Genomic DNA, 19,238 nt, shown 5'->3' with positions numbered 1-19,238 from the left:
AGGGAGACCACGTGCGCCAGACCTACCGCTGTCTGCCGTCGTGGTCAGCTGGTTCTCGATCAGGGGTGCCGCTCCGTGGCGTTGGTGTCGAGCACCTGGTCGCACCACCGCGCATAGGCCTCGCTCTGGTCGGTGTACTCGACGCCGAGGTGCAGCCAGCCGTCCTCGAGGTCCGCACGCCTCACGAAGGCGCCGAAGGTGGCGTCGCCGACGAGCTGGACCCGCACCGACTGGCCCTCGGCCACCGGTTCGGTGCCGGCCACCAGCACCATCGCCCCGGTCACCGAGACATCACGCAGGTAGGCCATGCGCTGGAAATCGACTGGATCGCCGTGTGCTGACCAGCGCACCGCCATGTCGCCGGCCACATGTCGCAACCCGATGCGCTTGTTGTCCCAGCTGTTGGGTGCCATGGAGGGTTGATCGGCGCGATCGTCTTATGACTGTACAAACGCCCATTCCTGGCCCGGAACCACCGAGTCACCAAGTTGTGGGGCTCCCCACCGGATCAGCACGTTGGGACGCGGGCCGCACGGAGTGCTCAGCGCAGAGCTGCTTCTATGCATGCCGCATATGGTCCGAAGTCGTCGGGATGCACATCGTCGTCGCTCGACCCCCAGGTCGCCGCGCCGCAGTCGATCGCCGCAAGGTCGGCGACAATCCCGTCGTTGACCACGCCGATGGCGGGATGGATCCACCAGGGCTGGGTCACGAGCCGCACCGTGGTACCCGGGTAGGTGGAGGCCACGTCGGCAACCAGCCGGGCCATCTCGGTGACGACCTCGGCAGGCGTGGCGCCCCAGTGCACGAGGTCGTTGTGACCGCCGATCACGACCACGGTTTCGGGCCGGTCGACTACTGCGGCCAGCGCCCCCATGACGCGCGTGTGGATCGTGAAGCCCTGGCTGAACGTGGCCCCGCCCACTGCGATGTTGTAGACGTCGGTCATGGCTTCACCGGCGCCTTCCGCCAAGGAGTCGCCGGCCACCCAGACATCCGCCGACGGGTCCCCGGTGGTCGATTCAGGGGTGCCGACTGGCTGGGTGCAGGCCATGGCGATGGCCGAAACGGCAGCGACCACCGCGCCCACTGCGGTGCGGCCCAACGCTCGACCGAACCCTGACTCCATCTCAGTCCGACTCACATCTCTGTCCGACTCACCATTGCCCCCGACTTGATCGCCCTCATAGGGTAGGACGAAAGGCCTGTTCACACCTGTCAGCGATGGCTGCTGGGCGAATCCACCCCGTAATTCGTACAATTGGCCCGAGTGCACTGGACAGCTACGTCGGGGGGCGGTGAGCGATGACGACGACGGCAATGCCTGTGGTTGACAGCGGTCGTGCCGTCAACCTGTTCGGCGACACATACCCGGTCGTGCTTCCCTCGTTGCGCGACCCGCGCTCGCATGTGGCAGCTGTGCTGATCTCGGTGCAGGTGTTCGGCCAGACGGTCCTGCAGTTCAACCTGTCGATCGCCCAGATCCTGCTGTCCGTGCTGTTGTGCGCAGCGATCGAGATCCCGATGACGATGTGGGACCGCGGCACGCTCGCATGGCCGGCCAGCGCATTGCTCACCGGCAATGGCATCGCGCTGTTGCTGCGTACTCCCGGCACCGAGCACGGCGACTGGTGGTCACTCAACGGCTGGCCGGTGTTCGTCGCAGCGGCCTCGATCGCGGTGCTGTCCAAGTACGCGATACGGATCGGCCGCAGGCACGTCTTCAATCCGTCCAACCTCGGGCTCGTGGTCGTCTTCTTGGTGTTCGGCGCCAAATGGGCCGACCCCCAGGAACTCTGGTGGGGGCCATGGCGGCCGGGGCTGGTTGCCACCGTGCTGCTGATCCTGGCCGGGGGCATCACTCTCTCGCTGCGGGTGGGACTGCTCGACATCGTCGTGTCGTTCTGGGCCACCTTCGCTGCGGGCATCGCGGTGGTGGCGCTCGCGGGTCACGCCATGGTCGCCCGATGGAGCCTGACCCCGGTGGAAGGGCTCGACTACTGGTCGATCCTCGTCACGTCACCCGAGATCATCATCTTCGCCTTCTTCATGATCACGGATCCGCCCACCACGCCGGACTCGCGCAGGGCGCGCATCGTCTATTCGATCGGAATCGGGGCACTCGCGGCCCTGCTGTCCGCCACCCAGACGACCGAGTTCGGCACCAAGGTGTCGCTGCTCGCCGCGCTGACCGTGCTGTGCGCCCTGAGGCCGATGCTCGAGAGCCGACTGCCCGACCCCGTTGTGGGTGCAGACGGCAGGCGCACGCGATGGCCGAGACTGCTCCGCCCGGTGCCGCTCGCCGGGCTCACCGTGGCCTGGGTGGGGCTGATGGTGCTCTCCACCAACCTGGTCAGCGACACGCTGGAGCCGGGGGTCGATCAGGGCACAGTGGTGAGCTTCGACGCCGCCGGTGACCGGCCTGCGGTGGAAACGCCCGGCTCGCTGCCCACACCCGAGGTGCGCGACAACGTGGCGCGTGAAGCCAACGTCGACACGGCGGTCGCCACACGAGTGCTCGAGGACGTAGCGGCAGACCTCGCGATCCTCTCCGAGGCGCTTCGCAAGGGCGACCCCGAAATCGCCCGGACAGCTTCCTTCGGCACACACCTCACCTCGACCACGGAGCGCATCGACACCAATGCGGCGGCCGGGCGCAGCGAAGAGGTACTCCACACCTACGACTCAGCCGAGCTCGTGCTCCTGCGCGACCCGATCAGCCCGCAGTCCGTGCCGCAGCTGGGGCTGTTCCTGACCGGCACCCGCGAGGATGTCAGCTACTCGGATCCCTCCGGCGGGCAGATCGACTCGAGGTCGACCGGTGAGTTCGAGCAGGTGTTCCTGGTGACGGACGTGGATGGCCACTGGCTCATCGGTGACGAGATGGACCCGACCGACCCCATGGTCACGGCCTGAGCCGGCAGTCCGCCGTCAGGATCCGCGTCGGAGCTCGAGCAACTGGTTGACAGCAGGCCCCTCGACCACCTGCGGGTCCCGCGAGCCCGGCCAGAGGACGTCGACCGACTCCACCGTGACGCCCGGCCCGAGCCCGAAGTGGAGGTCATACGGGTCAGAGCCCTCATATGAGCTTCCGGCACGGACCTCGGCGGGTCTGGCCACGTCGGAATCGCTCGTGCGCACGAGCACCCGCGCTCCCACGGCGAACGGGTTGGGGCCGACGTCGCGCAACCGGACCGTCAGCCAATTGCCACCCGGGGGCGTGTCGTTGCGGTAGAGGATCGGTGGCTCGCTCGTGTTGGCCACGATGATGTCGAGGTCGCCGTCGGCGTCCATGTCGAAGGGAACGAGTGCCTTGCCGCTGGCAGTGTCACCGAAACCGACCTGTGCGCCCACCTCGGGCAATGGAGTCTCTTCCCGGCCCAGCCAGAGCAGGCTCGGGTCGGACACGAAGCGGGCGAACACCGGGTCGGACTCGCCACCTGACCCGGTGTTGGGGTCGTAGCCGTTGACCATCGCGATGTCCCGGAAGCCGTCGTTGTTGAAGTCCTGGGCCGCCGCACCCCACCCCCGGTAGCCGTCACGCAATCCGTATTGCGCCGTTGCGTCGCGAAACCCACCCCGGCCGTCGCCGAGGAACAGGCGGTTGCCGGTGCAGCCGATGGTGGATCCGTCGAACGGGCAAACGCCGTCGGCGGTCGGGTAGGCGATCGATGTCACGAACCAGTCGAGGTTGCCATCGCCGTCGATGTCCTCCACCACAGATCCCGTGCCGTTCTCGTCGGTGCCCACCCCCGACTCTGCGGTGACGTCCATGAATCCCCGTCCCGCGTCATTGCGGTAGATGCGCGACGTGCACAGGTCGCCGGTGATCAACAGGTCCTCCCAGCCGTCGCCATCGATGTCCGAGAAGAGCGGTGTGAACCCCACGATCTCCTCCATGTCGACGCCGGACTCGGCCGTGACGTCGGCGAAGGTCCCGTCGCCCTGGTTGCGGTACATAGCGGACCGGGTGACCAGTTCCGGGCCTGCCAGATCGCCGGCCCCGCCGGCGGCGCGTAAGGCTGCGGTGCGTTCACACATCCCCTCTGTGCCGACGGCGGCCTCCGCTGCCTGGCTGCCATCGAGGGGATCCACGAACCACTGGAGCACCGTGAGGTCGAGGTCGCCGTCGTGGTCCCAATCAGCAAAGGAGGCTCCGAACGACTGCGGCCGGGCGGCTTCGTCGGGAATCAGTTCGAGGCCACTGCCCGCCGTGGCGTCGGTGAAGGTGCCGTCGCCGTTGTTGAGCTTCAGGGCCCGGCCCCCCGTGGGATTGCCCGTGAGCAGCAGGTCGAGGTCGGAGTCGCCGTCGACATCGGCGAGCAGCGGCGTTCCCGAGCCGACAGGCGGCACGGGCTCCGCCACACCGGCAGCCGCTGCCTCGTCGGTGAACGTGCCCGAACCGTCGTTGCGGTACAGGAGGTTGGGCAGCCCGACCCTGGTCAGAACGAGGTCGATGTCGCCATCGCCGTCGTAGTCGCCGGCCGCAGCAGCACCGTTCATCACCTCGCCGCTCGTGAGCGGCCGGTCCGCGTGCGGCGCCGACAGCCCGGCCGCGGCAGTGACGTCACTGAATGACAGGCCGGCGAGGCTTGTGCCGCCCAACGGGACCGGTGCGGCCGTCGCCGGCGCAGGGAACGTCGTCGGGGCGCTGTCTTGGGGCGCCGTGGACCGGCCCTCGACGTCGTCGCCGGCCACGTCATCGTCACCTGCGCCGCTCGTGCCGACCACGTACATGGCAGCGGTGATGATCACCGCGGCTGAGCCGGCGAACGCCCGAATCCCCCAAGACTGCGCCAAATCAGGTGACCTCCCGCTGCCCGGAGGATACCGCTACGTCCCGCGCTGACGGGAATGCGCACTGTGCAAGAGTGAAGCCGCGCAGACTGGCTTGTGCACAGCAGACAGCGACCTGGAGGACGAGATGGGACAGACGGACATGGCGGACACGGGTGGCCAACTCGAGGCAAAGGTCGTCCTGGTGACCGGCGCCGCGAGCGGGATCGGCGCAGCGTGCGCAGATCGTGTCGAGGCGACGGGCGGCACAGCGGTTCGCACCGACATAGCCGAGGGAAGCGGAACTGCCGAGGTGCGCCACCTCGACGTGACCGACGAGGACGCGACCCGGGCGATGGTGGCCGGGATCGTCGCTGAGCACGGGCGCATCGATGGACTGGTCACGGCTGCGGGCATCGCGGGCGGCGGGCCGGTGCACGCGCTCGGCGACGACGAGTGGCAGAACGTGATCGACATCAACCTGACGGGCACCTACCTGGGTGTGAGACACGCAGTAGCAGCGATGCTGGATCAGGAGCCGATCGACGGCGAGCGCGGGTCGATCGTGACCATCGCGAGTGTCGAGGGGATCGAGGGCACTGCCGGCGGCAGCGCCTACAACGCGTCCAAGGGCGGCGTGATCCTGCTCACCAAGAACGTGGCCATCGACTACGGGTCGGTGGGCATTCGGGCCAACGCCTTGTGCCCGGGCTTCATCGAAACCCCTCTGCTCGATTCGGTGTGGGCACTTGAGGGCCTCGAGGAGCCGGCCGAGTTGATCCGCGCCGAGCACAAGCTCGGAAGGTTCGGGCGACCCGACGAGATAGCAAGCGCCGTGGGCTTCCTGCTCTCCGGGGATGCTTCGTTCGTCACCGGAACCAGCCTCGTGGTCGATGGCGGCTATTCGGCGGGCCGTGATCACGCGATCACGAAGATGTTCGGTCTGCCGGGCCCGCAGTGACCGCGCAGGCCGCCGCGTCTCCGGCGCTGGATGGGCTCGAGCTCACCGTCGTCGTCGACAACGAATCCGACACGCTGTCGAGCGTCGACCCCGGGTTGGACCAGGTGCCCTAGATGCTGTCGCTGCTCGGCAGGCTCCCGCAGTCGCGCGAGCACGAAGGGCAACCGGGTTTCTGCGTGTTCGACCAGTTGTGCGTTGCGTGCCATGGCTTCTCGGTGCTCGTGCGCGGTCGCCTCGGCACCCAGGCACACACAGTCCTGCTCGACGTGGGCCCCCTATGCAGATGTGTGGCCCGACAACTCCGAACGGATCGGAATCGACCTCGCTGCGATCGAGCTCGTCTTCCTCTCGCACTGGCATGCCGACCATTCCGGCGGGTTCCCCGAGGTGGTGGCAGCTATCGCCGCTGCACGCTCGAAGGCAGGCCTGGCGCCGCCAGTTGTGGATCTGCACCCGGATCGCCCGGACCAACGCGGAGTGCGCACTCCCGGCGGGGCGATGGTGCTGCTGCCACCGGAGCCCACGCTCGAGGCGATCGAGAGTGCCGGCGGTGAAGTGGTCCTCAACGCCGATGCGCACCTGGTCGCAGACCTGTTCGCTGGTAGCGGCCTCATAGAGCGCACCACGCAGTACGAGACCGGCCTCGATGGACACATCACCTTTCAGGGCGACGACTGCCACGACGACCCGATGATCCTCGATGAGCGCTTCCTGGCAGCCCAGGTGAAGGGGCGTGGCGTGTCGGTGCTCTCCGCGTGCTCCCATGCCGGGGTGGTCAACGCATGCCTCGGCGCACGTGCCCTCTTCGGCGGAGAGCGCATCGACACGGTGCTCGGCGGCTACCACCTCGCGGGTGGGGCCATGGAGGACCGCATCGAGCCCACGGTGCGCGATCTCGTGGAGGTGGTGGGCCCGCGCCTCGTGGCGCCGGGCCACTGCACCGGTTGGCGGGCGAAAGCTGCGCTGGCCGACACCTTTGCGCCGGGCAGCCACGGCCCGAGCGTGGTGGGGACCCGCTACACGCTCGCCGCTCGCGAATGAGCCACGTTGCGGGCTCAGGCTCACGTACCCGCAGGCTGCAACGACTCCCCGACGCCTGGCGCGCCGTCAGTCGGCGCTGACGACTCAGCTCGATTCGGGCCGGTGCTGTTCGACCCACTCCACGGCATCGTTGCGCGCGGCGCGCAGCGTGGCTCCCAGGAACTGGTCGGAGGGGTACAGGTTGTCGGTGCCGATGGTGACGAGCGCACCGGTGGCCTCGAGCTGGTCGACCACGCGTTCGCTCGCCGAGACAATGACCAGCTTGCTCCCGGTGGCACGCAGGTCGCTGGCGTAGCGGCCGAGCACTCCGGTGAACGTGGAGCCGAGGTCGTCGAATCCCCTGAGTCGGATGATCACGACGGATCCGGCGGTTTCGGGACCGATGGCCGGCAAGAGGGACTCGAACACCGGCGCTGACGCGAAGAACAGGCTGCCGTAGGGCTGAAGCACGACGACTTCGCCCTCGGGCACCTCGGCGGGTGGATCGACCTCCCGCAGGCGCCCCTTGGCATCCAGTTCCCAGCTCTTCACCACGACCGCATTGGACCGGCTGATGATGGTGAGGATCATCGAGATGCCGACGCCGACCAGCACTGCGTACTGCAGCGCGATCAACATCGTCAGCACGAAGGTGACCAGCAGCACTACCGCCGGGAATGCGCCCGTGTGCACCACGGCCATGATCCGGTCGACCTTGACCGTCCGGAAGCCGACGATGATCAGCAGCCCGGCCAGCGCCGGCATCGCGATCTGTTCCACCAGTCCGCCCAGGGTCAGCACGAGCAGCGCCATGACCGCTCCGGCCACGATGAGAGCCATCCGGCTACGGGCACCCGCCTCCTTGACAAGCGTGGTTGCAGACATCGATCCCCCGACCGGCATGCCCTGCAGGATTCCGGAAGCCACGTTGCCGACCCCTTGACCGACGAAGTCCCGCGACGCATCGGGGAAGGAGCCGTCGGGGTTCGGGAACGAACTCGAGATCCCTGCGCCCTGCACAAGCCCGACGAATGCCAACGAGACCGCCGGCACCAGCAGTTGGGGCAGCAGCGAGATGTCCGGGGCCTTCGGGAGCGGCAGGGCGTTCGGCACTTCCGCGATGTCGCCGAGCTGTGCGACATCGAGGTCGCCCAGCGACACCGACGCCGAAGTCACCACCACCGCCACGACCATGCCCAGCGAGCCGAGGGGTGACTTCTCGAGCAGGACGATCAGTGCGATGGTCGCAGCTCCGACGGCGAGGGTCGGCCAGTGGATGCGACCCGGGTGAATCAGGAGGTCGAACGTGCGAAGGATGCGATTGGCCCCCTCGGCTTCATAGCCGGTGAAATCATCCAGTTGGCCGAGGATGATGTTCACCCCCACCGCGCTCAGGAAACCCACCATCACCGCGTTGGACACGAATCGCACCAGTGACCCGAGCTTGAGCAAGCCGGCGGCGAGCATCACCACACCTGTCAGCACCGAAAGGGTGAACACCGCCCGAGCGGGGTCGTCCGCCGAGGCGATGGCCCCGACATCGGCAACGATGATCGACATCGCGCCGGTGGCCTGTACGGCCATGAACGCACTGCTGGTGGCCAGCGCCGCGAAGGCAGTGCCCACTATGTAGCCGTGCAGCCCGTACACGGGGTTGACCCCCGCAAGGAGGCCCTGGGCGAGTCCGTCGGGCACGCTTTCCACGCCGAGCACGAGGCCGGCCAGGCCATCACGCCTCCAGGGCCGTCGACGAAGCGACGACCATGAGGGACGTCGTTGCGGGGACCGGGTGGACATCAACGCATGGTTTCAGACCACGGCCCTCTCGAGGCCGAATTCACTGCCAAGGCTTCGGTCAACCACCGAGACGGTCAACCGCGACCGATCGGGCAGCCTTGTAGTCGGGCTTGCCGGCCGGCGAGCGCACCAGTTCGTCGACCAGCACGATCTCGCGCGGCGCCTTGTAGCCCGCCACCTTTGTGCGGGCTGCCGCAATCACTTCCTCGGCATCAGGTGTGGCGCCCTCGCGCGGCTGCACCACGCCCACCACCACCTCACCCCACTTGTCGTCGGGCACCCCGACGACGATCGCATCGAATACAGCGTCATGGGTCTTGAGCGCCGCCTCGACCTCCTCGGGAAACACCTTTTCGCCACCGGTGTTGATGCACACCGACCCCCGGCCGAACATGGTGATCGACCCGTCGGCCTCGATGGTGGCCTCGTCGCCCTGGAGAACCCAGCGGCGCCCGTCCACCTCCACGAATGTCTTCGCGGTCTTCACCTCGTCGCCGTAGTAACCGAGGGGGATGTGCCCGGATCGGGCGACATGGCCACGGTTCCCCGAGCCGGGCTCGACAGGTTGCAGGTTCTCGTCGAGCACCGTGTGGTCCTCGGACATGTGAAAACGCGGCAACCCCTCCTCATCGCCGCTGTCGGCAGTGAGCCCCACACCCTGGCTGCCGGTCTCGGATGATCCGTATGCGTCGACCAGCATCGCGTTGGGGAGCAGCTCGCGGTAGCGGGCCTTGACAGCGTCGGACCAGATCGCGCCCCCGGAGGCGACCGTGAACAGCGAGGAGACATCCGGACGCGGGTCCATGGCCTCGAAAGCCTCGATGAGCGGTCGGCCCATGGCATCGCCGACGATGCCCAGGCTGAACACCGATTCCGTCTCGACCAAGCGCCACATCGCCTCGGCCTCGAATCGCCGCTGGGTGTTGAGCACGAGGCGTTGGCCCATGAACAGCCCGATCAGGGTCGACCACTGGGCGGCCCCGTGCATGAGCGGGGGCAGCACGAGCATCGATAGTGAGTCGCCGGGCACGTACTCGGCTGCCAGTTCCTCAGGAGTCGAGACCGGGTCACCACCGGGCCTGCCACCGGAGAGTGCGGCGAAGAAGATGTCCTCGTGGCGCCACACGACACCCTTGGGCATGCCGGTCGTGCCACCTGTGTAGAGGATGTAGTGGTCATCGGCGGACCGGGGAGCGAAGTCCCGCTCAGGTGATGCGGCATCGACCTCTGTGTCGTAGTCCAGCGCCCCAAGGCCCTCACACGACTCACCGGAGTCGTCGTCGACCACCAACACTGTCCCGATGCCGTCGAGGGCATCGCCAAGCGCACTGAGCACTGGGCAGAACTCCCGGTCGGCGATGAGCGCCGCCAGGTCAGAGTCGCCGAACAGGTAGGCCAGCTCGTCAGCGACGTAGCGGTAGTTGACGTTGATGGGAACGGCGCGCAGCTTGAACGCGGCGAGGAAGGCCTCGACGTGCTGGCGGCTGTTGTACATGTACAGCCCGACGTGGTCGCCCGGCCCGATCCCTCGCTGGGCCAGCACATGAGCCAACCGGTTCGCCCCCTCGTCGAGCTGGCGGTAAGTCAGCCGTTCTTCGCCGGCAACGAGTGCCTCGCTGTCGGGAATGGCATCGACCACCGACTCGAACAGGTCTGCCAGGTTGAACTCGGTCATTTCAGCCATCCTCGGGTTGCTCGTCGGACCCGCCGGCGACAAGGTCGCGGAAAGCCCCCTTGCGCCGCCAGTTATCAGTCATCGAGTCAACCAGTTCCGGGGGAGCCAGTGCGAGCGGCACCACCAAGTCCCCGTCGACTGGCCAATCGGGCAGCAGCGACCAGACTGCCTCATTCGGACGCGACCGGACGGCACGGCCGCCGGGTCGTTGATCAGGTGCCCGGAGATTCGGCCGGGGACGCGAGCACCTGAACGAGCGGTCCGCGCGAACAGCCACCGCCGATCCGATCTAGGTTGCCGGTACAGCGCACGAACGCGAGGTGACCTTCATGAGCGCCGCACACTGGACATCAGCCGACATACCCGACCAGGAGGGCCGCGTCGCCGTGGTGACCGGCGCGAACACCGGCCTCGGACTCGAGACCGCGCGCGAGCTGGCAGCACACGGAGCGACCGTGGTGCTCGCGGTGCGCAACCTCGACAAGGGAAAGTTGGCTGCTGACGACATCGGCTCGGGTGCACCCAGTGCCACCGTCGAACTGCTCCAGCTCGATCTCGCGTCGCTGGATTCCGTTCGGTCAGCCACTGAGGAGCTGGGTGAGCGTCACTCGCGAATCGACCTGCTCATCAACAACGCAGGGGTCATGTACACGCCGCGCCAGGCAACCGCCGAGGGCTTCGAGATGCAGTTCGGCACCAACCACCTAGGCCACTTCGCCTGGACCGGGTTGCTCATCGACCGACTGATCGGAGTGAAGGGTTCGCGGGTTGTCACCGTGAGCAGCGTGGGGCACCGGATCCTGTCGAAGATCGACTTCGACGACCTGAACGCGGCGCGGCGCTACAACCGCGTGTCGGCATACGGCCGATCCAAGCTGTCGAACCTGTTGTTCACCTATGAACTACAACGCCGCCTCGCGGCCGCAGATGCGGACACGGTGGCGCTGGCCGCGCACCCGGGTGGTTCTGCCACTGAGCTCGGACGCCACATGCCGGGCGGCAAACTGCTGGAGCCACTCACGAACGCCGTCGCCCAGAGCGCGGCCATGGGAGCCCTGCCCACCCTGCGGGCAGCCACCGATCCGGATGCAGGCGGTGGCCAGTACTACGGCCCGAACGGCCCGTTCGAATCACGCGGCTATCCGGTGATCGTGCAGTCCAGCAGCGCCTCACACGACGTGGGCATCCAGCAGCGCCTGTGGTCCGCCTCCGAGGAACTCACTGGAGTGCAGTTTCCGGTCTAGGCCACGGGCGTGCTGTGCGGCAGATCGAGGCCGGGGGATCTCCGAGGGCCGCCACCGCGACCGTTCGTTCACCTACCGGCCGCGGGCGATGTCGCCCAGCGATGTAGCCGCCAGGTCGGCGAGCAGATGCTCGCGCGCCCTGGCCCAGGCATCGTGCAACGCGCACGGTCGGTCGGCACCACACCTGCGATCCGCCAGAACGCAGCGGGTCGCGTCCGTCTCCCCCTCCACCGCCTCAACGATGTCCAGCACCGACAGGTCCGAGACGCCGACCACCGCGGTGTAGCCACCCCTCGGGCCGGGTTCGGAGCGCACCCATCCCCGGTCCACCAGCGGTGTGAGCGCCTGGGCCAGGAATCCCGCCGATGCGTCCAATGCCTCGGCGAGGTCCGCTGCCTTCATCCGCTTCCCACCATCGGCAAGCAGGAGCAGGGCACGGGTGGCAAGGTCGGTGCGGCGCGTGACTTCGAGTCTCATGGGCAAGGACTCAGGGTTCGACTGGTTCTGTGGGCTGGTTGGCAAAGCGCTCGATCGGCTCTGCGTTCTGGCTGATGCCACAGGAGTACCCGAACGCGTCGTGGGCTTCGAGGTCGGTCAGCTCGAATTTGTCGCGATAGCCGATCTCGCTGGAGGTGAGCTCGATGTCGCCCACCTTCCCGTCGTAGGGGTCGGGGTCGACGCGCCCGAGGCGATCCTCGACGGTGACCGGGGTGGACCCAGCGGTGGACGATCCCACGGTCTCGGCGGGCCCTTCTCCGCCACACGCACCCATGACCGCCACCGATGCGATGACCACAACCATCGACACCGATCGACACCTCATAATCCCCTAGTCTACCACTATTGGATTCTGACCCAGCGGTCGCGTACCTGGCCACCGGCCCACAACGACCCCGCCCGCAAGGGGCATCGGCAGGACACGGGACCGCCCACTACCGTCGTAGCGCCGGCCGGACCGGCAATGACCCAACCATCCGAGACCTCCACACTCCGGGGCCGTTCCCTTGTTCGAGTCGTCTTCCGCACTGACCTCTGATGCCGAGCTCGAAGCCGTTGTGGGAGCGCGTCCCGGCGCAATCATGCTCAAGTCGATCCGATTCCTCGACGAGCACTGCGCCCAGTTCCTTGCGTGCTCCCCATTCGCGGTGATCGGCACGACGACCGGCGACGGTGCGCTCCAGACGATCCCGGTCGGTGGTGAGCCCGGGCTGGCAATTCCCCGATCCGACACGCTGCTGGAGCTCGAAGACGTGTCGGGCGAGGGCCTGATCGACGGTGCTCCGGCAGGCCTCATTGCGCTGGTACCCGGCTACGGCGAGACGCTGCGGATCAACGGCCGGCTCCGGGTCAGCGACGGCATCCTCGCCCTCGAAGTGCAAGAAGCCCTTCTGCATTGCGCAAAGGCGATCATGCGATCCGGATTGTGGACAGCACCGCAGACCCCGCAGCCGGCCCACGACGAGGCGATGCCGGCATTCGCGGAGTTCGTCGCCGGCGCCCCGTTCGCCTTGCTCGTCTCGACCGATGCCGATGGCCACATGGACGTGAGCCCCAGGGGTGACCCCCCGGGGCTGATCCGCACACTCGACGACTCAACGATCGCCATCGCGGACCGACCCGGGAATCGTCGAACCGACACCCTCCACAACCTGATGGGCGACCCGCGCATTGCTCTGCTCACGATGACGCCGGCAAGCCGCTACGTCGCCGAGATCCGCGGAACAGCCCGGGTGGGCACCGACAACGCCCTGCTCCAGTCGATGCGCCTTCGCAACCGGACTCCGAAGGCCGCTGTCGTGATCGACATCGAACACGCGGAGCTTCGAGACGCGCCGGCCCTGACCAATGCTCATCTCTGGGACCCCAGTCGGCACGTCGCTGACGGCACGCTCCCCAGCGCAGCCGCCATCTGGGCCGACCACGTTCGGCGCAACACTGACTCGACGACCAGAGCCAAGGTGGCGCGACGGCTCGTGAACAAGACGGCGCTCGCAGCCGGCCTCGCCTACGACTACCGAGCCAACCTCTGAACACCCGACCGCGCGGGCGTTCAGCGACCAACCAACGAGCGAACTCGGGCAGTGCGGCATCTGTGCGAGGCTTTCGCATGAGCACGGGTCGGGTTCTTGCGGCACTGGCAACCGTGCTGCTCGTAGTGCTCTACGCGTCCGGCTCCGGATGGTTGGTGAGTACAGGGGACTCGTGGTACCGGAGCCTCGAAGCCCCGCCGTGGCAGCCGCCCGACGCAGTGTTCGGCCTGATCTGGCCCTACAACTTCGTGGTGCTGATCGCGGCCGGCCTGGCGGTCGCGGCACATGGCACGCCCAATATCCGCGTCCTGTGGGTCGCCTGCCTCGCGGCGAGCATCACCGCCGCGCTGGCGTGGGCGTGGCTGTTCTACGAGAAGCACGAACTGCCCGCGGCAGCGATCGCGCTCAGTGTTGCCGCCGTCGCAACTGCACCGATCGTGTTCGCCGCGTTCCGGACCCGCACGTGGGCGGGCATCGTCCTCGTGCCGTACCAGGTGTGGGTTGCCCTGGCGGCATCCCTCTCGTTCGGGTACGCCCGCCTCAACTGATCGCTCCGCGATGGTCCGGCCGGACTAGTTTCCCGGGCTAACCGGGGGCATCCGGGATGGAGGGGCTGATCCCGGCCATCGCACAAACGGTGTCCCACAGCCGGGCACGCCGCTCTACAGTGTCGGCTTCCCTGGTCGACCGCAGCCGGTGGGTGCGTCGCACCCTACGGTCGAGCCAGAACAGGCCGCTCGAGTCGAGTGCAGCACTGTCGGCTGCGAGCCATACCAGTGTGTCCGCCCCCTCTTGCGGTGTGCGCAACAGGGGGCCCATGACCTTGCCGAAGGTGGGCAGCGCCGCGTCCACCCCGGGCGTGTCGGCCCAGCCCGGGTGCAGCGCGTGGAAGTGGATGCCCTGGTCTCCGAACTTCTCGGCCCAGAGCTCGTTGAGAGTGACCTGGGCCCGTTTGGCCAGCGAGTACTGCTTCGCGCCGCTGTACTCGCCGGGGCGCATCTGCAGGCCCTCGACGGTGAGACTGCTCGCGTACATCCCACCCGACGACATCGTCAGCACGCGGGATGGAGCCGATGCTGCCAGTTGACCGAGCAGCAGCCCTGTGAGCAGGAAGGGTCCGACGACCTGGGAGGCCACCGTGGCCTCGGTTCCATCGGGAGCCTCCTGTCGTTCGCCTGACAGGGCACCGGCGTTGTGGATCAGCACGTCGAGGCGGTCGTGATCCCCTACGAACCGCTCGGCAAGTGCCCGGACCTGCATGAGGTCACCCATGTCGGCGGGAATCTGGGTGATGCGGTCGTTGCCCGTGTCATGGCCGAGTTGCGCGACCGCGGCCGCATTGCGCTCCTCGCTGCGGCCGACCACCACAAGGTCGGCCCCACACCGCGCCAGCTGTGTTGCCGCAGCGAGGCCGAGACCCGAGGTCGCACCCGTCAACAGGACGACCCGGCCGGTCAGGTCGTAGTCGTCGAGGTCCTTCCAGCTTCCGAGGCCTCGGCGGGCAGCGAAGCCGATCCGCGTGAAGCTCGGCACGATCGGTGCCTCGAGCACGGCGTCGAGCACGTCGATTGGTGTCACGGGTCTGCGATGCCTGTGCGGTGGCCGATCGGTGCCGAGGCGGCGTTGGCATCCACAACCAGTTTGTCGGCTCTGTCCTCGCTCACCCGGCGAAGGCTACGACGCGCATGCCTGCGCCGCGGTTCATCATCCGACTGGTGTCGTCTCGACAACGGCTGTCGGCGTAACAGGACTCGAACCTGTGACCTCTGCTGTGCGAAGGCGATTGGCCGGGCGGCCGGAACCAGCCGAAACCGCCATTCGCCCAGGGATGCCAACGATCGGAGCCACGAGGAGTGATGGTCGTTTTTGGCCGTCCTCTACCCTCTGACGGGACAGAGACTGGACGGGCCGGCCGGCACGACTGAGCGTCAGGGCCGGGGCACAGCGGTGGATTCCATCAGGAACGCAGCTCAGTTGTCGCCGTCACCGCAGTCGTCGTTGCTGGGCTTCTGGGGCCAGACGCAGAGGTCGGCGAAGGTCTGCCCACCGGGACCACCGGCGGACAACACGAGGTAGCGGTCACCGTTGGTCGCGGTCAGACCCGCACCCCCTCCGTACTCGGAGCCTCCGCCACCGCTGCCGCTGACCGACCAGCCGGCGCCCGACAGCTGCGACTCGTAGCCCGACACGAAGTCAGTCGCGGATTGCGAGGCGGTGTAGTACACGTGCTCGCCTCCTTCGGAGATCGAGTCGCTGCTCTCCTGGGTGGCCCCGGTGGGGGCCGGAACGCCGTCCATCAGGCCCGAGCCGCCCGAGGCAGCCGTCGTGCTCGGCGCTGCCGTCGTCGACGGAGCGTCGGTGGTCGTCGAGTCCGTGGTCGTGGTGGTGTCATCCGAGGAGCTGCCGTCTCCCGATGCGCTGTCGTCGCCTGATGATCCGCACCCTGCAGCGAGAAGCGCCAGGATTGCTGCAACGGCTGCAACCCCCAGGCGAAGGGAGGCGCCTCCGCCGTGCAACGGGGCACGGGTTCGGGAAGCTCGAATCGGTGCGAACAGATGCTTGTCCATGGCCCTAGCCGTCGGCACGTCGATGCGAGAATTGAGGGCTCTGGTCGACCCCACCCACCCCCGGCACCGTACTTGGGCACCGGCCTCCGACACGCAGCAGCCTGCGGCCGAGAGCTCAGCGGCCGGGCGCATCCGCACGCTCGCCGGTGCTTTCGCCGCGCCCCTGCGGAAACTGGCATCTGCAGTAGTGGGCGTAACAGGACTCGAACCTGTGACCTCTGCCGTGTGAAGGCAGCGCTCTAGCCATCTGAGCCATACGCCCGTGAGGGGTCGACTCTAACAGCCGTGCCATCACGCTTCGAAGCCACGGGATCCACGCGCAGGCTGGCTCACCCCCCGAGAGGGATCGGGATGCAGAAGAACTCTGTGCCGACCTGCACGTAGCGGGTGGTGAGGGGGCAGTCGAGTGCCGCCTCCACGCGAGCGACCACTTCGCCGTCGTTGGGAAGCGCGCAGTCGACCAGGTAGCCGCTGCTCTGTTCCTCGAGCACGACGCACGCGCCCAGCGGCTCGGGAATCACGTCGGTCGTGTCGCCACCGCCGCCTGAGATGAATGCCGTGGCCACGAACAGCCCCACGAGCACCACGATGCCGGCGATCACAGGGCCCCTGCGCAGCAGGAAGAGGGTGCCCGGGCTGACCGCCTGCCCGTGCTCCTCGGCGGTGCGGGCGCCCCGCTCCGGTGCAAACGTCTGCTTCGGCGTGCCGCCGGGCTGCTTCCAGTACGCGCCGCGGCCGGGCGCCGACGTGCCAGGACGGGCCCCGGTTCCCCTTGGCCGGGTTCCTCCGGCCCGGGGGCTGGCCGGGCGCTGCTGGGCCGCCGAAGCGGAGCGGCTCGCGCCGGACGGGTTCGGCTTCTTGCGGGTGAAGTCGTAATTGGCCCGCCGCACGGGGTCGCGCAGCGTGTGCCATGCCTCGTTGATCTCGCGCATGCGCCGTTCTGCGAGCTTCTGCTCCGCCTGGGTCGCCTCCACATGGCGGTCCGGGTGCAGTGCCCTCACGAGCGTGCGGTGGGCGCGGCGGATCTCATCGGTGTCGGCACCTGGTGCCACACCGAGCACGCGGTAGAGATCTAGGTCGTCAGCCACTGCTGCCAAGGGTAGGTGCCCGTCGCCCCCCGGACCCCGGCGGGAACGAGTCTGACAGGCGGACACCCTCGGGTCTACGCTGGCTCCGTGGCATTGTTTCGATCCACGAAAGATTCGTCTAACGAACTTTCTGGCACCGTGAACGCGGGGGCTCCTCCGCCCGCCGGGCGCGCGCCGGGCTCGATGGCCGCTGCCCTGTCACACAAGCCCTTCCGTCGGGTGTTCGCCGGCACGATGTCGTCCAACATCGGCACGTGGATGCAGAACGTCATCCTCATCGCCCTCGCATATGACCTGACCGGCGGCGCGACCTTCATCGGCATCATCACCTTCGCCCAGCTCGGCCCGATGCTCTTCCTCTCCCCCATCGGAGGCGCCATCGCCGACCGGGTCAACCGCCGGGTGCTGATGGTGGGCATTGCGAGCGTGCAGGCAGTGCTCTCCCTGCTCCTGGCGCTGGTGGCCACCCAGCCTGACCCCAACAGGGCCGTACTGGTCGGCATCGTGTTCGGCATCGGCATCGCATCGTCGATCAACGCACCGGCCGCCAACGCCATCCTTCCGACCCTCGTAGGGCGAGAGGACCTCCGCGGGGCGGTGGCGCTCAGCTCGGCCTCGATGAACGCCAGTCGCGTGGTCGGCCCGATCCTCGGCGGCGCCGTGGCAGCCCTTGGCGGCGCATCGACTGTGTTCGTGGTCAACGCCGCCACATACGGCTTCGTGATCCTCGCCCTCATGACCGCCCATGCAGACTTCTCGCCCAAGGGCGCACCGGGCGAGTCCCCGCTCAAACAACTCGCCGGCGGCTTTCGCGAGGCACGCCGCGACAAGGTCATCGGCAGGGTGCTCATCACCATTGCCGTCTACTCGGTGTTCTGTCTCGTGTTCATCTACCAGATGCCCAAGATCGCAGCCGAACAGTTCGACCTCGAGGGTTGGCGGTACACGATTATGTTCTCCACCTTCGGGCTCGGCGCCTTCACGGGAGCGCTGTCGATGGGCTCATGGCTGTCCCGCTACGAACGGCCCCGCATCGTGCGGGTGGGCCTGGGCGTGTTCGCCCTGGCGCTGGCCGCCTTCACGATGTCAGCCACACCGCTGACCGGATTCCCCTCGGTGTTCCTGGCCGGAGCCAGCTACTTCGTGATCGTCACAGCGCTCATCACGATCCTGCAACTGCGCGTGCACGACGACGTGCGCGGCAGGGTCATGGGCCTGTGGATGATGGCCTGGGCGGGACTGGTCCCGGTCGGCGGGCTGATCGGCGGAGTCGTGATCGACTCGGTCGGCATGACGGCCGTGTTGCTCGCCGGGGCGGCAATGGCAGTCGTGCTGGCCGCCGTGGTCGACCTGCGCGAGCCCGACGCCCAGGCCACAGAGGTCGTCGGCGTCGCGCCGAGCACCTGAATCGAGCGAAGCACGACTCAGGGGAGACGCCGCATGAGCCGATGCGTCGCGCACCGGATGGACCCACGGCCCTTCGTGTGGTTACCGAACGGGACCCTGCGCACACCGATCAGCGTCGTTCCAGCTCAGCGACCGGGTGGGTCATTGTCGCCTCGTGGCGGCAATGGTGCGAGACCTGGAACCACCATCGCGAGCGCACCGCGCAGGGTGCCTCGCACGATGTCCAGGAAGTCAAAGGAGTCCCGCCAGAGCACGATCTTGCCGTCGACCACGTCAAAGCGGCCCCACACCCAGAACTGGGCGCGCAGCGGACCGGCGACCAGCACGTCGGTGCGCTCGGTCAGCACGGTCTTGCCGTCGGCTGAGATCGAGTGCATGTACACCTCGAAGTCCGAGGACGGTCGGTCGAGCAGGGCGAACACCTTGTCCATCTGCTCGCGGCCGCGCACTGCCGGCAGCCCCACGTTCACATAGAGGATGTCGTCATCGACCAGCGCCCTCGCCGTGTCGACGTCGTGGTCCGCCAGGGCGGCAAGGAACGCCTCGACGACCGCCTGAGGCTCGTTCGGCAGAGTCGACCGGTCAGCAGCGGTCGGTTGCAGTCCTATTGGCATCGCCGGATCATACGTTCCGGTCAGTGGACCCGGGAACCGCCCGCAACCGCCCGCGGATC

17 protein-coding genes, 1 tRNA gene and 1 pseudogene are annotated in these 19,238 nt (G+C 67.7%); 7 read left to right on the top strand and 12 right to left on the bottom strand.

The features are described 5' to 3' along the window. Positions 1-59: 59 nt before the first annotated feature. Both GY812_02210 and GY812_02205 read right to left on the bottom strand, forming a co-directional pair. The gene (locus GY812_02210; GenBank protein ID MCP4434297.1) at positions 60-413 is read right to left on the bottom strand and encodes a PilZ domain-containing protein; all 354 of its coding nucleotides are present in this window, start codon (positions 411-413) and stop codon (positions 60-62) included. Between the two features lie 128 nt (positions 414-541). Further along, positions 542-1,129, bottom strand: a complete 588-nt coding sequence (locus GY812_02205; GenBank protein ID MCP4434296.1) for an SGNH/GDSL hydrolase family protein — start codon at positions 1,127-1,129, stop codon at positions 542-544. Between the two features lie 176 nt (positions 1,130-1,305). Here GY812_02205 and GY812_02200 point away from each other — a divergent pair, with 176 nt between their 5' ends. Next, complete coding sequence (locus GY812_02200) at positions 1,306-2,916, top strand: hypothetical protein (GenBank protein MCP4434295.1); 1,611 nt, start codon at positions 1,306-1,308, stop codon at positions 2,914-2,916. A 15-nt stretch (positions 2,917-2,931) separates the two neighbouring features. Here the strand turns inward: GY812_02200 and GY812_02195 are convergent, their stop codons facing one another. Continuing rightward, positions 2,932-4,755 (bottom strand): CRTAC1 family protein, encoded by a 1,824-nt coding sequence (locus tag GY812_02195; GenBank protein ID MCP4434294.1) that lies wholly within the window; start codon positions 4,753-4,755, stop codon positions 2,932-2,934. Positions 4,756-4,939: 184 nt separating this feature from the next. On the opposite strand from GY812_02195, the gene GY812_02190 reads away from it, so the two are divergent. After that, on the top strand, positions 4,940-5,737 hold the full coding sequence (locus tag GY812_02190; GenBank protein MCP4434293.1) for an SDR family oxidoreductase: 798 nt from the start codon (positions 4,940-4,942) through the stop codon (positions 5,735-5,737). 113 nt (positions 5,738-5,850) lie between these two features. Continuing rightward, positions 5,851-6,778, top strand: a pseudogene (locus tag GY812_02185) (MBL fold metallo-hydrolase). Between the two features lie 84 nt (positions 6,779-6,862). On the opposite strand, the gene GY812_02180 reads toward GY812_02185, so the two are convergent. Beyond that, the gene (locus GY812_02180) at positions 6,863-8,554 is read right to left on the bottom strand and encodes a SulP family inorganic anion transporter (protein MCP4434292.1); all 1,692 of its coding nucleotides are present in this window, start codon (positions 8,552-8,554) and stop codon (positions 6,863-6,865) included. Positions 8,555-8,612: 58 nt separating this feature from the next. Beyond that, a complete protein-coding gene (locus GY812_02175) occupies positions 8,613-10,229 on the bottom strand; it encodes an acyl-CoA synthetase (GenBank protein ID MCP4434291.1) in 1,617 nt (538 codons plus the stop codon). Between the two features lie 329 nt (positions 10,230-10,558). On the opposite strand from GY812_02175, the gene GY812_02170 reads away from it, so the two are divergent. Continuing rightward, positions 10,559-11,473 carry an SDR family NAD(P)-dependent oxidoreductase gene (locus GY812_02170; GenBank protein ID MCP4434290.1) on the top strand — a complete coding sequence of 305 codons (915 nt, stop codon included), beginning with the start codon at positions 10,559-10,561 and terminating at the stop codon, positions 11,471-11,473. 72 nt (positions 11,474-11,545) lie between these two features. Here the strand turns inward: GY812_02170 and GY812_02165 are convergent, their stop codons facing one another. Both GY812_02165 and GY812_02160 read right to left on the bottom strand, forming a co-directional pair. After that, on the bottom strand, positions 11,546-11,950 hold the full coding sequence (locus GY812_02165) for an Rrf2 family transcriptional regulator (protein ID MCP4434289.1): 405 nt from the start codon (positions 11,948-11,950) through the stop codon (positions 11,546-11,548). A gap of 10 nt (positions 11,951-11,960) precedes the next feature. Further along, positions 11,961-12,296, bottom strand: coding sequence for a hypothetical protein (locus GY812_02160; protein MCP4434288.1), 336 nt, complete (start codon positions 12,294-12,296; stop codon positions 11,961-11,963). 256 nt (positions 12,297-12,552) lie between these two features. Here GY812_02160 and GY812_02155 point away from each other — a divergent pair, with 256 nt between their 5' ends. Further along, positions 12,553-13,503 carry a flavoprotein gene (locus tag GY812_02155; protein ID MCP4434287.1) on the top strand — a complete coding sequence of 317 codons (951 nt, stop codon included), beginning with the start codon at positions 12,553-12,555 and terminating at the stop codon, positions 13,501-13,503. A 77-nt stretch (positions 13,504-13,580) separates the two neighbouring features. Further along, positions 13,581-14,051 carry a tryptophan-rich sensory protein gene (locus GY812_02150; GenBank protein ID MCP4434286.1) on the top strand — a complete coding sequence of 157 codons (471 nt, stop codon included), beginning with the start codon at positions 13,581-13,583 and terminating at the stop codon, positions 14,049-14,051. Positions 14,052-14,088: 37 nt separating this feature from the next. Here GY812_02150 and GY812_02145 read toward each other — a convergent pair whose 3' ends face one another. From GY812_02145 to GY812_02130, 4 genes are all read right to left on the bottom strand, one after another. Beyond that, positions 14,089-15,081 carry an SDR family NAD(P)-dependent oxidoreductase gene (locus GY812_02145; GenBank protein MCP4434285.1) on the bottom strand — a complete coding sequence of 331 codons (993 nt, stop codon included), beginning with the start codon at positions 15,079-15,081 and terminating at the stop codon, positions 14,089-14,091. A gap of 392 nt (positions 15,082-15,473) precedes the next feature. Further along, on the bottom strand, positions 15,474-16,070 hold the full coding sequence (locus GY812_02140) for a hypothetical protein (protein ID MCP4434284.1): 597 nt from the start codon (positions 16,068-16,070) through the stop codon (positions 15,474-15,476). Between the two features lie 188 nt (positions 16,071-16,258). Next, a tRNA-Val gene (locus GY812_02135) sits at positions 16,259-16,332 on the bottom strand. A gap of 67 nt (positions 16,333-16,399) precedes the next feature. Continuing rightward, positions 16,400-17,158: a J domain-containing protein gene (locus tag GY812_02130; protein MCP4434283.1), complete on the bottom strand. Its 759-nt coding sequence runs from the start codon at positions 17,156-17,158 to the stop codon at positions 16,400-16,402. A gap of 138 nt (positions 17,159-17,296) precedes the next feature. On the opposite strand from GY812_02130, the gene GY812_02125 reads away from it, so the two are divergent. Then, entirely contained in the window at positions 17,297-18,565 is a 1,269-nt protein-coding gene (locus GY812_02125; GenBank protein MCP4434282.1) for an MFS transporter, read from the top strand. A gap of 125 nt (positions 18,566-18,690) precedes the next feature. Here the strand turns inward: GY812_02125 and GY812_02120 are convergent, their stop codons facing one another. Then, complete coding sequence (locus tag GY812_02120) at positions 18,691-19,179, bottom strand: limonene-1,2-epoxide hydrolase (GenBank protein ID MCP4434281.1); 489 nt, start codon at positions 19,177-19,179, stop codon at positions 18,691-18,693. Positions 19,180-19,238: the final 59 nt, after the last annotated feature.

The sequence above is a fragment of the Actinomycetes bacterium genome (genome assembly GCA_024222295.1).
Classification (GTDB): domain Bacteria; phylum Actinomycetota; class Acidimicrobiia; order Acidimicrobiales; family Microtrichaceae; genus JAAEPF01.
Note: the sequence above shows the minus strand (reverse complement) of the source record. Positions and strands in the feature narration are given on the sequence as shown.

Coding starts and splice junctions, on each gene's coding strand:
- GY812_02160 (MCP4434288.1), bottom strand. CDS start 12,296: ATGAGGTGTCGATCGGTGTCGATGGTTGTGGTCATCGCATCGGTGGCG.
- GY812_02175 (MCP4434291.1), bottom strand. CDS start 10,229: ATGACCGAGTTCAACCTGGCAGACCTGTTCGAGTCGGTGGTCGATGCC.
- GY812_02150 (MCP4434286.1), top strand. CDS start 13,581: ATGAGCACGGGTCGGGTTCTTGCGGCACTGGCAACCGTGCTGCTCGTA.
- GY812_02140 (MCP4434284.1), bottom strand. CDS start 16,070: ATGGACAAGCATCTGTTCGCACCGATTCGAGCTTCCCGAACCCGTGCC.
- GY812_02170 (MCP4434290.1), top strand. CDS start 10,559: ATGAGCGCCGCACACTGGACATCAGCCGACATACCCGACCAGGAGGGC.
- GY812_02120 (MCP4434281.1), bottom strand. CDS start 19,179: ATGCCAATAGGACTGCAACCGACCGCTGCTGACCGGTCGACTCTGCCG.
- GY812_02155 (MCP4434287.1), top strand. CDS start 12,553: ATGCTCAAGTCGATCCGATTCCTCGACGAGCACTGCGCCCAGTTCCTT.
- GY812_02180 (MCP4434292.1), bottom strand. CDS start 8,554: ATGTCCACCCGGTCCCCGCAACGACGTCCCTCATGGTCGTCGCTTCGT.
- GY812_02190 (MCP4434293.1), top strand. CDS start 4,940: ATGGCGGACACGGGTGGCCAACTCGAGGCAAAGGTCGTCCTGGTGACC.
- GY812_02165 (MCP4434289.1), bottom strand. CDS start 11,950: ATGAGACTCGAAGTCACGCGCCGCACCGACCTTGCCACCCGTGCCCTG.
- GY812_02210 (MCP4434297.1), bottom strand. CDS start 413: ATGGCACCCAACAGCTGGGACAACAAGCGCATCGGGTTGCGACATGTG.
- GY812_02205 (MCP4434296.1), bottom strand. CDS start 1,129: ATGGAGTCAGGGTTCGGTCGAGCGTTGGGCCGCACCGCAGTGGGCGCG.
- GY812_02200 (MCP4434295.1), top strand. CDS start 1,306: ATGACGACGACGGCAATGCCTGTGGTTGACAGCGGTCGTGCCGTCAAC.